Origin of the sequence: Falsiroseomonas sp. CW058, assembly GCF_050563535.1 — a bacterium.
Classification (GTDB): Bacteria; Pseudomonadota; Alphaproteobacteria; order Acetobacterales; family Acetobacteraceae; genus Falsiroseomonas.
Map to the genome: position 1 here is coordinate 81,818 of NZ_JBNXUO010000005.1, position 13,819 is coordinate 95,636.

The 13,819-nt window shown below is 73.7% G+C and carries 11 protein-coding genes; 5 read left to right on the forward strand and 6 right to left on the reverse strand.

Annotated features, from left to right (window positions below):
- Positions 1-90: 90 nt before the first annotated feature.
- The 3 genes from ACK8OX_RS06250 to ACK8OX_RS06260 all read right to left on the reverse strand — a co-directional run bounded on the left by ACK8OX_RS06250 (position 91) and on the right by ACK8OX_RS06260 (position 2,166).
- A complete protein-coding gene (locus ACK8OX_RS06250; RefSeq protein ID WP_430663083.1) occupies positions 91-735 on the reverse strand; it encodes an OmpW/AlkL family protein in 645 nt (214 codons plus the stop codon).
- Positions 736-908: 173 nt separating this feature from the next.
- Complete coding sequence (locus tag ACK8OX_RS06255; RefSeq protein ID WP_430663084.1) at positions 909-1,886, reverse strand: Bug family tripartite tricarboxylate transporter substrate binding protein; 978 nt, start codon at positions 1,884-1,886, stop codon at positions 909-911.
- 76 nt (positions 1,887-1,962) lie between these two features.
- On the reverse strand, positions 1,963-2,166 hold the full coding sequence (locus ACK8OX_RS06260; RefSeq protein WP_430663085.1) for a DUF1289 domain-containing protein: 204 nt from the start codon (positions 2,164-2,166) through the stop codon (positions 1,963-1,965).
- 249 nt (positions 2,167-2,415) lie between these two features.
- Between ACK8OX_RS06260 and ACK8OX_RS06265 the strand changes: the two genes are divergently transcribed.
- The 5 genes from ACK8OX_RS06265 to ACK8OX_RS06285 all read left to right on the forward strand — a co-directional run bounded on the left by ACK8OX_RS06265 (position 2,416) and on the right by ACK8OX_RS06285 (position 11,314).
- Positions 2,416-5,301: a PAS domain-containing protein gene (locus ACK8OX_RS06265; RefSeq protein WP_430663086.1), complete on the forward strand. Its 2,886-nt coding sequence runs from the start codon at positions 2,416-2,418 to the stop codon at positions 5,299-5,301.
- Positions 5,302-5,358: 57 nt separating this feature from the next.
- The gene (gene acnA, locus ACK8OX_RS06270) at positions 5,359-7,959 is read left to right on the forward strand and encodes an aconitate hydratase AcnA (protein ID WP_430663087.1); all 2,601 of its coding nucleotides are present in this window, start codon (positions 5,359-5,361) and stop codon (positions 7,957-7,959) included.
- Positions 7,956-8,930: a tripartite tricarboxylate transporter substrate binding protein gene (locus tag ACK8OX_RS06275; protein WP_430663088.1), complete on the forward strand. Its 975-nt coding sequence runs from the start codon at positions 7,956-7,958 to the stop codon at positions 8,928-8,930. The genes acnA and ACK8OX_RS06275 overlap by 4 nt, the downstream gene beginning before the upstream one ends.
- 79 nt (positions 8,931-9,009) lie before the next feature.
- A complete protein-coding gene (locus ACK8OX_RS06280) occupies positions 9,010-10,680 on the forward strand; it encodes a formate--tetrahydrofolate ligase (RefSeq protein WP_430663089.1) in 1,671 nt (556 codons plus the stop codon).
- Between the two features lie 133 nt (positions 10,681-10,813).
- Entirely contained in the window at positions 10,814-11,314 is a 501-nt protein-coding gene (locus ACK8OX_RS06285; protein ID WP_430663090.1) for an RNA polymerase sigma factor, read from the forward strand.
- Positions 11,315-11,408: 94 nt separating this feature from the next.
- On the opposite strand, the gene ACK8OX_RS06290 is transcribed toward ACK8OX_RS06285, so the two are convergent.
- The 3 genes from ACK8OX_RS06290 to ACK8OX_RS06300 all read right to left on the reverse strand — a co-directional run bounded on the left by ACK8OX_RS06290 (position 11,409) and on the right by ACK8OX_RS06300 (position 13,801).
- The gene (locus tag ACK8OX_RS06290; protein WP_430663091.1) at positions 11,409-11,606 is read right to left on the reverse strand and encodes a NepR family anti-sigma factor; all 198 of its coding nucleotides are present in this window, start codon (positions 11,604-11,606) and stop codon (positions 11,409-11,411) included.
- A gap of 267 nt (positions 11,607-11,873) precedes the next feature.
- Positions 11,874-12,641, reverse strand: coding sequence for an SGNH/GDSL hydrolase family protein (locus tag ACK8OX_RS06295; protein ID WP_430663092.1), 768 nt, complete (start codon positions 12,639-12,641; stop codon positions 11,874-11,876).
- Positions 12,638-13,801, reverse strand: a complete 1,164-nt coding sequence (locus ACK8OX_RS06300; RefSeq protein ID WP_430663093.1) for an OpgC family protein — start codon at positions 13,799-13,801, stop codon at positions 12,638-12,640. Before ACK8OX_RS06300 ends, ACK8OX_RS06295 begins: the two co-directional genes overlap by 4 nt.
- Between the last annotated feature and the right edge of the window lie 18 nt (positions 13,802-13,819).

Genomic DNA, 13,819 nt, shown 5'->3' on the forward strand with positions numbered 1-13,819 from the left:
AGTTCCGGTCGTCGTCGGAGATGACTGCCGGCAGGAAGCGAAAGGGGGCGGGCCGCGGCCCGCCCCCCTGTCATGCTCCGACCCTGGGGATCAGAAACGGTAGCGCACGCTGGCGCCGACGATCCAGGGATCGAGGTCGGCCTGGCCGCGCACCGGGCCGAGCGCGGTGCTGACGCGCACATCCGGGCTGAGCCAAAGGCGCTTCACGTCGACATTGGCCAGCCAGTTCGGCGTGATCTCGTAGTCGACGCCCGCATTCAGCGCGAAGCCCCAGGCATTCTGGACATCCACGCTGCTGACCGCCGGATGGCGGCTGCCGCCTTCGCCATAGGCCACCGTGTAGTTCACGCCGGCGCCGACATAGGGGCTGAAGCGGGAGGTGGGCAGCGGGTGGTACTGCAGCGTCACGGTCGGTGGCAGCAGCCACACGCGGCCGAGTCCGACATCGCCGACCGCCGTGCCGCGCACCGTGACGTCATGGCGCGTGGTCGCCGCGATCACGTTCACGGCGAAGTTGGGCGAGAGGAAATAGGTCAGGTCGAGCTGCGGGGTGGCCGTGTCGCTCGGATGCGGGGTGCCGCCGATGGTGGTGCTGCCGGCATTCCGCGGAAACACGCCGATGATGCCGGCGCCGAGCACGATGTCGCCCGCCTGCTTGCCGCGCACGTCCTGCGCCATCGCGGGCATGGCCGCAACCGCCAGGGCGAGGGTCGCGGCGATAGTCTTGAACTGCATGGCCTTGCCTTCTTCGTCCGCGGCGCGCCCGTGCGCGACCGCCGGCGCCGACTATCGGCCGGCCGGGACCACCAATCCTTGATCCATGTCATGCAGCCGTTTCGTTGGCGGCATCGCGGGTGCCGACCGTGGCGCGCGCGCCACGGCTGACATTCCGGCAAGGGGAGGCGCAGCTACTCCGCGCGGATGTTGGCGGCCTGCACCACCTGCCGCCAGCGCGCGATCTCCTCCTCCTGAAAGCGGCGGTACTCGTCGGGCGAACTGGCCACCACGTCGAAGCCGATGGCGTTCAGCCGCTGCACCGTCTCGGCGTGCCGCAGCGCATCGGCCACCGTGCCATGCACGCGCGACAGCAGCGGTGCCGCCATGCCGGCCGGCGCCATCACCGCCTGCCAGGAGGTGACGACGAAATCGGGCAGGCCCTGCTCGATCGCGGTCGGCACATCGGGCAGCAGGCGGTTGCGCTCCGCGCTCGTCACCGCGATCGCGCGCAGCCGCCCGCCCTGGATGTGGCCGGCGACGGTGCCGAGATTCTGGAAGGAGAGTTGCACGTTGCCGGCGATAAGGTCGGTCGCCGCCGCGGCGCCGCCCTGGTAGGGCACATGTTCCGGATCGGTCTGCGTCCGCTGCTTGAACAGCTCCATCGTCAGGTGGTCCGACGAGCCGACGCCCGATGTGGAATAGCTCGTCCGCCCGCGGTTCTGCCGCAGCCAGGCGACCAGTTCCGGAAGCGTGCGCGCCGGCACGCGGTCCGGGTTCACCACCATCACGTTCGGCGTCGTGACGGCAAGGGTGATCGGCGTCAGCTCCCGCAGCGGGTCGTAGCCCAGGTTCGGGCGCAGCGCGGTGTTGATGGCGAAGACGCCGATCGAGCCCACGAACAGCATGTGCCCGTCGGCGGCGGCGCGCACCACCTGCCGGGCCGCGACCTCGCCATTCGCGCCGGGCCTGTTCTCCGCGACGACGGGCTGGCCCAGGCTCTGCCCCATGCGGGCCGCGATCGCGCGCGCCACGATGTCGGACGGGCCGCCGGCGACGAAGGGAACCAGGATGGTGACGGGGCGGGCCGGCCACTCCGCGGCCTGCGCAACCGCGGGCCGCGGCAGCATTGGCGCGGCGGCAAGCAGGCCCAGCAGGTGGCGGCGATGCATGGCGTTCTCTCCCGCGGATCGACTTGGAGGCAGCATGCATCGCCACGGGCCGGGCCGGAAGGGTGCCACGCCGCAGCTACTTGCGTCGCTTCGCCGCCTTGCCCGTGGGCAGGCCGACCGCCGCCAGCGCCGCGAGACGCCCCGGCAGGGCATCCCTGATCGCGGGGCGGGCCGGCTTCTCCTTCTTCCACAGCTTCTTCTCGTGCCGCGTCATGCCGCAGCCGAGGCACCACCCACGTTCGTCGTCGTAGCGGCAGATGTCGATGCAGGGATTGGCCATGCGGCTGCAACGGCTGTCGCGCCATCCGGCTCCGGCCGGGGGAATCTCACCGTGCCGGGAAGGGGTCTGCCCCCGGGTTGCCGTGCTCCGGCTGGTGCCTATCATATACCACCGAAAGGGGGAGTGCGGCGTGGGAGGCCCGCGACACGCCGCCGGCAATGTCCATCTGACGGAGCATCCGCATTGCGTCCTGCGGCGCGCGCCGAACCCTCTGCGGGCGATGACGGCGGAGGCCAGCCTCCTCTGCCCGTGGCCGCCGCGCGGCCGTTCCGCTGGCACCTCCTGCGGCTGGTCCTCGCGGTCACGCTTCCGCTGGTCGTCCTCGCCGTCGGGCTGGTGGCCTGGGCGGCCGAAGGCCAGCGGCGCGACCTGCTGCGCGGCATCGAGGACACGGCACGCACGCTGCAACTGGCGGTCGACCGCGAACTGGACCTGATCCTCGCCAGCCTCGACGTGCTGGCCACCTCGCCCGCGCTCGACCAGGCGCTGGCGGCGGGGGCGGGCGATGCCGGGGTGGCGGCGCTGCATGCGCAGGCCAGCGAGATCGTGGCACGGCGGCCCGGGACGCTGTCGATCATCTGGTTGCTGCCGACCGGTTCGCCGACCCCGGTGCTCAACACCCTGCTCCCGCCAGGCGTGGTCCCGCCGGCGCTGACCGGATCGCGCTATCCGCCGCGCGGCATCGGCCAGGCACCCGCGGCGGGCAGCGCCTTCGCCGCCGCGATCGCGACCGGGCGGCCCTATGTGGGCGACCTCGTCCGCGGTCCGGTCGCGGACTGGACCATCGCCGTCACGCTGCCCGTGCGCCGGGGCGACCGCATCGTGGGCGTGCTCGCGGCCGGCCTTCGCCCGGCAAGCCTGGGGGAGGTGCTGCGCCGGCACATGCCGGTGGGATCCGGCACCGCGGCGGTGCTCGACCGCGGCGGCATCATCGTCGCCCGCACGGCGGAGGAGGAGCGGTTCGTCGGAACCTCCGCCACGCCGGACGTGCTCGCCTTCCTCCAGGACGAACGGGCCGTCGCCGCCGCCTCGGTCGGCCGGACGGCCCATGGCAGCAAGGTCTATTCGGCCTTCCGGCGCCTGCGGGTGGCGCCCTTCGCCGTGGCCTATGGCGCGCCGCGCGCCGAGATCGATGCCCCGCTCCGGCAGGGTCTCGCGATCGCGGGGACGAGCGCGCTGCTCGCCCTCGCCCTGGCCGTCGTCGCCGCGCTGCGGATCGGCAGGCGGCTGGGGGCGGAGGTCTCCGCGCTCGGGGCCGACGCGCCGCTGCTGGTGCGCGGGGAGCCCCCGCCCGCGCGTCCGCGCTTCCAGGTGCGGGAGATCGCCGCGGCACGGGATGCGCTGCTGCGCTCCACCGCCTCGCTCGCGGAGAGCGAGGCGCGGTTCGCGCGCGCCGTGGAGGCGGCGCGGATGGGCACCTGGGAGTGGGACGTGCGGGCCGACCGCCTGACCGGCTCGGCGGGGCGCGAGGCGCTCTACGGCCGCCCGCCCGGCACGATCTCCACGCGCGCCGACCTGCTCGCGGCCATCCACCCGGAAGACCGGGCGATGGTGAAGGCGGCCGCCGACGCGGCGCTGGCAGGCGAGAGGGACGGGCTGTACGAGGCCGAGTACCGCACGCTCTGGCCCGACGGGACGACCCGCTGGCTGCACACCCAGGGGCGGGCCGAGCTTGGCCCCGATGGCGCGCCCCTGCGGCTGAGCGGCGCGCTGGTGGACGTGACGGAACGCCGCCTGGCCGGCGCGGCCCTGCGGGAGAGCGAACGCCGCCTGCGACTGGCCCAGGACGCCGCCGGCATCGGCGTGTGGGAGCGCGACCTGGTGACCGGCGCCGCGGCCTGGACGGAACGGGAATACCGGCTCTACGGCATCGACCCCTCGCTGCCGCCACCCGATGCCGAGACGCTGCGGGCGCTGATCCTGCCGGAGGACCGTGCGCAGGGCCTGCTGTTCGAACGCCTGCGGGACCGCGGGCTGGCGGGCGAGGATCCCTCCGCGGCCCTGCGCGTGGAATACCGCATCCGGCAGCCGGATACCGGGGAGGTGCGGTGGCTGCAGGTCTTCGGCCGTGCCCTGCCGGGGCCAGATGGCCGGCCCGCGCGGGTGGTGGGCGTCAGCCTCGACGTCACCGACCAGCGGGAGGCCGCGCAGCGGCAGGCGCTGCTGATGCGGGAGGTGGACCACCGCGCGAAGAACGCGCTGGCGGTCGCCCTCTCGATCGTGCAGCTGGCGCCGCGGGACGTGCCCCCCCGCGCCTTCGCCGCCGGCGTGACCGGCCGCATCGCCGCCATGGCCCGCGCGCACTCGCTGCTGGCGGCTGAACGCTGGTCGGGTGCCGATCTCCGCTCCCTCGCGGCAGGCGAACTCGCGACGCATGAGGGGCGGGTGGACCTCGATGGCCCGCCGGTGCGGCTGGCGGCGGATGCCGCGCAGCCGGTCGCGATGCTGCTGCACGAACTGGCCACCAACGCGGCCAAGCACGGCGCGCTGTCGGCGCCCGGGGGGCGCGTCGCGCTGTCCTGGCGGGTGGGCACCGGCGAGGGCGAGCCCGGGCTGCGGCTGGTGTGGCGCGAATCCGGCGGGCCGCCGCTGCACGGAACCCCGGCCCGCATCGGCTTCGGCTCCCGGCTGCTCACCTCCCTCGTGCGCCAGCAGCTTGGCGGGAGCATCGCCTTCGACTGGTCGCAGCCCGATGGCCTGGTCGTCACGCTCGACCTGCCGGGACGGCACCGGGGCGGGGCTGCCGCCGACGCGGCGCCGGGCATCGTCCCGGCCGCGGGTGCGCGGGTGCTGCTCGTCGAAGGGGATGCCAGACAGGCTGCGGCAGCCGAGGCCTGGTTGCGCGACCTGGGCTGCGAGGTGGAGGGCCCGGTGGCCGACCTTGCGACGGCGCTGCAGCATGCCGGGGCTGGCCCCGATTTCGCCCTTGCGCTGCTCGACCGGGACCTGGGCGAGGGCATCGGGCCCGTGATGGAGCAACTGCGCGCCCGCAGTATCGCCTGCCTTCTCACCACAGGCAGGGAGGGCGGCGTGGCGGCGGAAGGGCAGGGGGACGATGCGGTCGCGGTGCTGCGCAAGCCCTACGGGCGCGAGGCCCTGGCCGAGGCCGTGGCCGAGGTCCTGGCAGGGCGGTAGCGGCGCCGCGCCTTTCCCCGGATTGGCAGGCCCCCGACGGGGCGCGACACTCCGCGCATGACGCATCCCGACTTCCCCCGCCGGCGCTTCCTCTCCTCCGGCAGGGCGCATCACTGCGCGGACCTGGCGGCAGCGGCCGGCGCGGGATTCGCCATGCTGCCCTTCTCGCTGCGCGTGGTGCTGGACAACCTGCTGCGCGGCGGCGCGGCGGCGGAGGACATCGCGGCGGTGCTCGCTGTCGGGCGGGGCGAGACGACGGAGCGCGGCATCCCCTTCCGCCCGTCGCGGGTGCTGCTGCAGGACCTTGCGGGCATCCCGAGCCTGGTCGACCTCGCGGCGCTGCGCGATGCGGTCGCGGCACGCGGCGGCGATCCGGACCGGGTCAACCCGGTGGTGCCGGCCGATCTCGTCGTCGACCATTCGCTGGTGGTGGACCAGGCCGGGCATCCCGGCGCGATGGCCGCGAATGTCGCGCGCGAATACGCGCGCAACGGCGAACGCTATGCCTTCCTCCGCTGGGCGGAAGGCGCCTTCCGCAACTTCCGCGTCGCACCCCCGGGCGGCGGCATCCTGCACCAGGTCGCGATCGAGCACCTGGCCCGCGTCGCCCGGATCGGGCCCGGCGATCCGCCGCTCGTCTTCCCGGAGACGCTGGTCGGCACGGACAGCCACACGACGATGGTGAACGCGCTCGGCGTGCTCGGCTGGGGCGTCGGCGGGATCGAGGCGGAAGCCGCACTGCTCGGCCTGCCGCTGGTCTTCAACCTGCCGGAGGTGGTGGGCGTTCGCCTGACCGGCCAGCTGCCGGAAGGCGCGACCGCGACCGACCTCGTGCTGACGCTCGCGCAGCTGCTGCGCCGCGCGGGCGTGGTGGAGCGTTTCGTCGAATTCACCGGCCCCGCGCTCGACCACGCCCTGGCGGTGGCGGACCGGGCGACGCTCGCGAACATGGCGCCGGAATACGGCGCCACCTGCGCCTTCTTCCCGGTGGACCGGCTGACCTGCGACTACCTGGCGCTGACCGGGCGCGAGGCCGCGCATGTGGCGCTTGTCGAGGACCATGCGCGCGCGCAGGGCCTGTGGCGTGAGCCCGGCGCGCCGGAGCCGCGCTTCTCCCGCGTGGTGGACCTCGACCTCGGCGCGGTGCGCCCCTGCCTCGCCGGGCCCCGCCGCCCGCATGAGCGCGTGCCCCTGGACGAGGTCGCGGCCGCGCACCGCGCCGCCGCGCCCGGGGCGAAGGCGGCCGCCATTCCCGATGGCGCGGTGGTGATCGCGGCCATCACCTCCTGCACCAACACCTCCAACCCGGACGTGATGATCCGCGCGGGGCTGCTGGCGCGCAACGCGGTGGCGCGCGGGCTGACGCTGCCGGCCTGGGTGAAGCCGTCGCTCACGCCGGGGTCGCGCGTGGTGGCGCGCTACCTGGAGGAGAGCGGGCTGCAACGCGACCTCGACGCCCTGGGCTTCCACCTGGCGGGCTTCGGCTGCGCCACCTGTTCGGGCAATTCCGGGCCGCTGGCCGAGGGCGTCGAGGCCGCGACCCGCGAGGAAGGGGTGGCCACCTGCGCCGTGCTGTCCGGCAACCGCAACTTCGAGGGCCGCATCCACCCCGCCGCGCGCTTCGCCTGGCTCGCCTCGCCGCCGCTGGTCGTGGCCTATGCGCTGGCCGGCACCGTCGCCCGCGACCTGACGCGAGAGCCGCTCGGCACCGGGCGCGACGGCGCGCCCGTCTTCCTGCGCGACATCTGGCCCGATTCGGCGGAGGTCGCGGCCCTGGCACGGCGCGTGCTGACGCCCGCCGCCTTCGCCGAAGCCTATGCCGGCCTGTTCGAGCCGGACGCCGCCTGGCGCGCGCTGCCCGGCGCGGGCAAAGCGCGCTTCGCCTGGGAGGAGGGGAGCGACTACATCCGCCGCCCCCCCTTCCTCGACCTGCCGGGCTTCGACCCGGCGGCGGATATCCGCCGCGCGCGGCCGCTGCTGCTGCTCGGCGACGGTGTGACGACCGACCACATCTCCCCGGTCAACGCCATCCCGCCCGGCTCGCCCGCCGGGCGGCATCTCGGCGCGCGCGGCGTGCGGGCCGGGGATCTCTCCGCCTACGGCCAGCGCCGCGCGAACCATGAGGTGATGCTGCGCGGCACCTTCGCCCATCCGCGGCTGGAGAATGCGCTCGCCGGCGGGCGGCGCGGCGGCGTCACGCGCCACCTTCCCTCGGGCGAGGTGCTGGAGGTCCCGGACGCCGCCGCGCGCTACGCCGCGGAAGGCGTGCCGCTGGTGGTGGTCGCGGGACGCGACTACGGCACCGGCTCGTCGCGCGACTGGGCGGCCAAGGGCACGCGGCTGCTCGGCATCCGCGCCGTGCTGGCGCGGGGCTTCGAGCGCATCCACCGCTCCAACCTCGTCAGCATGGGGGTGCTGCCGCTGGAATTCGCCGGCGAGGCGCCTGCCCTGGACGGCACCGAGGTGCTGGACATCGAGGGGCTCGGTGCGTTGGCGCCGGGCGGCGGGCTGCGGCTGGTCATCCGGCGCGGCGGGGGCGACGCGCAGGGCTGCGCGTTGCGTGCGCGGCTCGACAACCGGCAGGAACTTGCGACCTGGCGCGCCGGCGGCATCCTGCCGGAGATGCTGGACCGATTCACCAACGGGGACACGCCATGACCACGAACCGCCGCGCTATCCTCGCCGCGGGCGCTGCCGCCCTGGCCGCGCCCCACGCCGCGCGCGCCCAGGCGCGCTGGCCGAACGGGCCGATCCGCCTGGTGGTGCCCTTCCCGCCGGGCGGCAGCCTGGACACCATCGCGCGGCTGGCCCAGCCGCACCTGTCGACCGAACTCGGCGTGCCGGTGGTGGTGGAGAACCGGCCCGGCGCTTCCGGCGCGCTCGGCACGCAGGTGGTGGCGCGGGCTGCGCCGGACGGCCAGACCTGGGGGGTGGTGTTCGACACCCATGCCTCCAACCCCGCGCTGATCCAGAACATCGGCTTCGACACGCGGCGCGACCTGGTGCCGGTGATGCTGGTCGCGACCTCCCCCATGGTCATCGCCTGCAACCTCCAGCGACCCTGGCGGGACCTGCGCGACATGATCGCGGCCGCGCGCCGCGCGCCGGACACGGTCACCTACGGCACCGTCGGCAATGGCAGCCTGTCGCACCTGACGATGACGCTGATGCAGCGCCGCGGCGGCTTCCAGATCGTGCATGTTCCCTTCCGCGGCGGCAGCGCGATGACGACCTCCGCCATGGCGGGGCAGACCGACATGGCGATGGCGTCCAATGCCGGGCTGCTCGGCCAGGTGAACACCACGCTGCGGCCGCTGGCGCAGACCAGCGCGACTCGCAGCCCCGCGCTGCCCGACGTGCCGACGGTGCAGGAACAGGGCATCGCCGGCATCGATGCGCGCGCCTTCTGGGCCGTGGTCGGTCCCGCCGGCGTGCCGGACGAGATCCTGCGCCGCTTCCACGGCGCGCTCGCCCGCGCCTATGCCCAGCCCGAGGTGGTGGCCCGCGCCACCGGCCCGATGGGGGTGGACCTCGTCGTCTCCTCGCCCGAGGAGTTCGGCGCTTTCCTCGATCGGCAGATGGAGACCTGGGCGCAGGTGGTGCGGGACTACGACATCCGCGCGGATTGAGCGTGGGGCGGGGGCGGCGCCTTGCCCGCCCCCCGCGGCCCGGTTAATCGCCCTTCGAACGAACCGGGAGATGCCGCCCATGCCCACCGACCTCGAGATCGCGCGCGCCGCAACCCTGCGGCCGATCGCCGAGATCGCCGCCCGGGCCGGCATCCCGGACGAGGCGCTGGAACCTTACGGGAAGCACAAGGCCAAGGTCTCGCCCGCCTTCGTCGCCGAAGCCTCGGCCCGGCCGCCGGGCGCGCTGGTGCTGGTCACCGGCATCAGCCCGACCCCGGCGGGCGAGGGCAAGACCACCACGACCGTCGGCCTCGGCGACGCGCTGAACGCGCTGGGCACGCGCACGATGATCTGCCTGCGGGAACCGTCGCTCGGCCCCTGCTTCGGCGTGAAGGGCGGGGCGACCGGCGGCGGCTACGCGCAGGTGCTGCCGATGGAGGACATCAACCTTCACTTCACCGGCGACTTCCACGCCATCACCAGCGCCAACAACCTGCTCGCCGCCATGGTGGACAACCACCTCTACTGGGGAAACGAGCTCGCGCTGGACCCGCGCCGCGTCAGCTGGCGGCGTGCGATGGACATGAACGACCGCAACCTGCGGAGCACTGTTGTCGGCATGGGCGGGCCGACGCAGGGCGTGGTGCGGGAAGACGGCTTCGACATCACCGTCGCGTCCGAGGTCATGGCGGCCTTCTGCCTCGCGCGTGACCTGGCGGAGCTGCAGGACAGGCTCGGCCGCATGATCGTCGGCCGCACGCGGGAGGGGAAGGCGGTAACGGCGCGCGACATCAAGGCGGACGGCGCGATGGCCGTGCTGCTGCGCGACGCGCTCGCCCCCAACCTCGTGCAGACCATCGAGGGATCGCCCGCGCTGGTGCATGGCGGGCCCTTCGCCAACATCGCGCATGGCTGCAACAGCGTCGTCGCCACGCGGCTCGGGCTCGGCCTTGCCGAGGTGGTGGTGACGGAAGCCGGCTTCGGCGCCGATCTCGGCGCGGAGAAGTTCCTCGACATCAAGTGCCGCCTCGCCGGGCTCGCCCCCGCGGCCTGCGTCGTCGTAGCCACCGTGCGCGCGCTGAAGATGCATGGCGGCGTCGCGAAGGCCGATCTGGGGCGCGAGGACGTGGCGGCGGTGGAGCGCGGGGTGGTGAACCTCGCCCGCCATGTCGAGAACATGCACAAGTTCGGCCTGCCCGTGGTGGTCGCGCTGAACCGCTTCACATCCGACACGGATGCGGAGATCGGTGCCGTGCGCCAGGCGATGGCGCGGCTCGACACCGAGGCGGTGGTCTGCACGCATTGGGGCGATGGCGCGAAGGGGGCGATCGGACTTGCGCGCGCGGTGCAGGCGCGGATCGCCGGGGGGGCGGCGCGGTTCGCCCCGCTCTATCCGGATGCGATGCCGCTCGCGGAGAAGTTGCGCACCATCGCGCGGGAGATCTACCGCGCCTCCGATGTCGCGATCCCCGCGAATGTGATGCAGCGCCTCGCGCGATGGGAAGCGGAGGGATTCGGCGGGCTGCCGGTCTGCGTCGCCAAGACGCAATACAGCTTCAGCGCCGATCCGACGGCGCTTGGCGCGCCCACCGGCCATGTGCTGCCGGTGCGCGATGTCAGGCTTTCCGCGGGCGCAGGCTTCGTCGTCGCGGTCTGCGGGGAGATCATGACGATGCCCGGGCTGCCCCGGCGTCCAGCGGCGGAAGGCATCGGCATAGACGCTGACGGGAACATCATCGGCCTGTTCTGACGCGCCGCGCGCCGTCCCGCTTGCGCTGACGAAACGTTGTTGCCGCCGGGTCCCTCGGCGTCGTCCCCCTGCCGCGTCCAACGCGATACGCTGCCCGCCGAAGACGACCCGCGCCGGATGGGAGCGTTTGGTAGTGGATGGACGCAGGCGGGAGATGCCGCCGGAGCTCTTCGCGGCGGAGGTTGCGCGGGAACTGCCGCGCCTGCGGCGCTTCGCGCGGGTGCTGATGCGCCCGGCGGAAGCGGCCGACGACCTGGTGCAGGAGACGGTGCTGCGCGCGATCGCGGCGCGGCGGCAGTTCACGCCCGGAACGAACCTGCGCGCCTGGCTGTTCGTGATCCTGCGCAACGCCCGCAACGCCGAACTGCGGCGCCTGCGCAATGCGCCGCTCCTCGGCGAGGCCGGGCAATTCCACCCCGGCATCTCGGGCGGGCAGGAGGAACGGCAGCACATGCGCGACCTCGCCTCCGCCTTCCTGCGCCTGCCGCAGCCGCAGCGCGAAGCCCTGTGGCTGGTGGTCGTGGAAGGGGTGGACTACGGCGAGGCCGCGCGGGTGCTCGGCATCCCCGTGGGAACTGTCAGGTCGCGGCTTTCCCGCGCGCGTGAGGCGCTTCGCATCGCACTGATGGATTGATTGCAGCGGACCTGTCCACCGACCATTTCCCGAATGCGCCTGGCCACCACATGGCCGCCACGAAGCCACCGCTTCGGGCGCATGGCGGCACGGCCTATTTGCGCTCGGTTTCCTTGAGCAGCCGCAGCAGGTCGTCCGGCACCGGCTCGGACAGCGCGGCGTCGTAGAGCCGCGACAGTTCGCGTTGCAGCCAGCGGTCGAACGCCGCCTCGCCAGGGTCGCGCGGCAGGCCCGGTGGCAGGGGCGCCGCCCCTTGGGCCGGGGCGCCCATCGTCTGGAGGTTGGCGCTCATACCCGCAGGAGCGTCCGGGGCGGCCCCGGGTTCCGCGATGCGGCGGCGCCTGTTCCGGGCCGTCATGGGCGGCAGGCGTGAGCGGGGGCGGGTGACAGCGAGAGGTCCTCAGCCGCCACGGACGTCAGATGGCCCCCATCATGCGCCGGAACGGCGATGCCGGCGTCTGGCAGAGGCCGACCCACGCCGTGCCTCTCGCCCGTTTGATGCCCCATCGACATGACGTCACACATAGGCATCGGGTCTCGGTTTCCGCAAGGATCGATCTCAGCGGTGGTGCAGCGTACCGGCAAGGATGAATTCCGTCAGTGCCCGTGCGAGGCAGTCGTGGAGTTCGTCCGCCACCGCCACCCTCTGGCCCCGCGCTGCCCGTTCCAGGTCCAGCCGTTCCGTCTCGGCCCAGTGCTTCATGATGGTCCAGCGGCTGAACAGCTGCGCCCCGCCGGCCGCCGCCGCCAGCCGCAGGCGGTCGCGGTAGGTCTCCACATCGGCATTGGCCCGGAAGAAGCGGGAGAATTGCGGGTCCATGAGGATCACGTCGGTCCGTTCCCCCCGGGTGGCCCGGAGCCGCGCGATCGTCTCCTGCACCGTGTCCGACATGTCATCGGCCGGCAATCCGCGCGCGGCCTCGACCGTGCCGAGCTGCCAGACGATGAGGTGGGGGCGCAGCCGGGGCGCCTGTTCCGCGATGATGCGGGCGTGGTCGGCCGCCGTGGTCCCGCGCCCGCCGAACACCCGGACCTGCACGGAGGCCGGAGAGACGCGCGCACCGAGCACGCTGCGCAGGCGTTCCGGCCAGGTGGCGTTCGGGCCCGAGGTGCCGCCCGCCTCGGTCGATGCGCTGCCGACGACCATCACCCGCAATTCCCCGCGTGCGAGGGCGGCGAAGGCGCCGGGCAGCGGGGCGGCTTCCAGCATTTCCGGCGGCGCGCCGCAGCCCGGCGGCTCCGCGCGCGCCACCCCGGCCCCGAGCAGCGCCAGCCCCAGGGCGACCGCCGGCAGCAGCAAGGGTGGCAGTGCGCGCATAGTGGTCATGGCCTAGCCCCCTGAGCAGGGGCGGGCAAGGCGCCTTTGCGGCCCCGCCCGCCTTCCGCGTACCAGGCGGAGACGATGCCGACGAGGATCAGCGCCGCGAGCCCGGCCAGGTTGACCGCCACCTGCATGGCCGCCCCGGCCGAGGCCTCGATCGCCAGCCGGCCCAGGAAGGACAGGAAGATGCCGGCGCAGAAGACGGGCAGGCTGTGCTGCCCCATCAGGGCGAAGGGCGCCGCCAAGGCGCCGTTCAGCCAGCCGGATCCGGCCGGGATCAGGTGCCCGAGCAGCCAGGTGAGGAACAGGACGGAGGCGAGGCGCGCCGGGTGCAGGCCGGTCTTGTCCACGCTCGACAGGGCGGAAGCCAGCCATTCCGGCGCCTCCACCCCCCGGAACGGCCCGTGCCAGACGAGGTTGAGCAGCAGCGCCGTGCCGGCCATGGCGAGCAGCCCGAGCACGGCCATGCCGCGGTTCCAGGGCAGCAGCCGCGCCAGGCGCTGCGGGTCCGCCCGCGCCAGCGCCACGCCGATGGCGAACAGGAACTGCCAGGCGAGCGGGTTGAAGAACCAGCCCGATCCGGTCCAGCTCGGCAATTCCCAGTCCAGCAGCCGCGCGGCGACATACAGCGTGGCGGACAGCGCCAGCAGCAGCCCCGGCCGCGCCAGCAGCGGCAGGGCCGGCACGAACATGGCCAGCAGCACGATGTAGAGCGGCAGGATGTCCAGGAAGGCCGGCTGGTAGCGGAGCAGCAGCGCCTCCAGCAGGGCGCGGTAGGGCTCCTGCCCGAAGGGGTCCAGCTGCAACTCGTCGAGGTAGGCGGCCTGGTCCAGCGCGGCGGCCGAGAAACCGACCTGCGCCGTGAACACCACGAACAGGAAGATGTGGGCGACATACAGCGTGCCGACCCGCCCGGCCACGCGCCCCGCGGCCCGCAGCCAGCCCTCGCGTTCCAGCATGCGGCCATAGGCGATGCCCCCGGCATAGCCGGCCAGCAGCACGAAGAACTCCGTCGCGTCGCAGAAGGCCACGTTGCGCAGCGTCGCCTGTCCCAGCAGATTGCCGGGCGTGTGGTCGACGAAGATGAACCAGAGCGCGATTCCCCGCAGTACATCCACCCGCAGGTCGCGCCCGGGCCTCACCAGCGATCCGATCGGGGCGGGCATGTCCTGCCACATTCGCGG

Excerpts from the sequence above, each read along its gene's own strand:
- ACK8OX_RS06250 (WP_430663083.1), bottom strand. The coding sequence starts at position 735 with ATGCAGTTCAAGACTATCGCCGCGACCCTCGCCCTGGCGGTTGCGGCC.
- acnA (WP_430663087.1), top strand. The coding sequence starts at position 5,359 with ATGACGCATCCCGACTTCCCCCGCCGGCGCTTCCTCTCCTCCGGCAGG.
- ACK8OX_RS06290 (WP_430663091.1), bottom strand. The coding sequence starts at position 11,606 with ATGAGCGCCAACCTCCAGACGATGGGCGCCCCGGCCCAAGGGGCGGCG.
- ACK8OX_RS06255 (WP_430663084.1), bottom strand. The coding sequence starts at position 1,886 with ATGCATCGCCGCCACCTGCTGGGCCTGCTTGCCGCCGCGCCAATGCTG.
- ACK8OX_RS06300 (WP_430663093.1), bottom strand. The coding sequence starts at position 13,801 with ATGCCCGCCCCGATCGGATCGCTGGTGAGGCCCGGGCGCGACCTGCGG.
- ACK8OX_RS06280 (WP_430663089.1), top strand. The coding sequence starts at position 9,010 with ATGCCCACCGACCTCGAGATCGCGCGCGCCGCAACCCTGCGGCCGATC.
- ACK8OX_RS06275 (WP_430663088.1), top strand. The coding sequence starts at position 7,956 with ATGACCACGAACCGCCGCGCTATCCTCGCCGCGGGCGCTGCCGCCCTG.
- ACK8OX_RS06260 (WP_430663085.1), bottom strand. The coding sequence starts at position 2,166 with ATGGCCAATCCCTGCATCGACATCTGCCGCTACGACGACGAACGTGGG.
- ACK8OX_RS06295 (WP_430663092.1), bottom strand. The coding sequence starts at position 12,641 with ATGACCACTATGCGCGCACTGCCACCCTTGCTGCTGCCGGCGGTCGCC.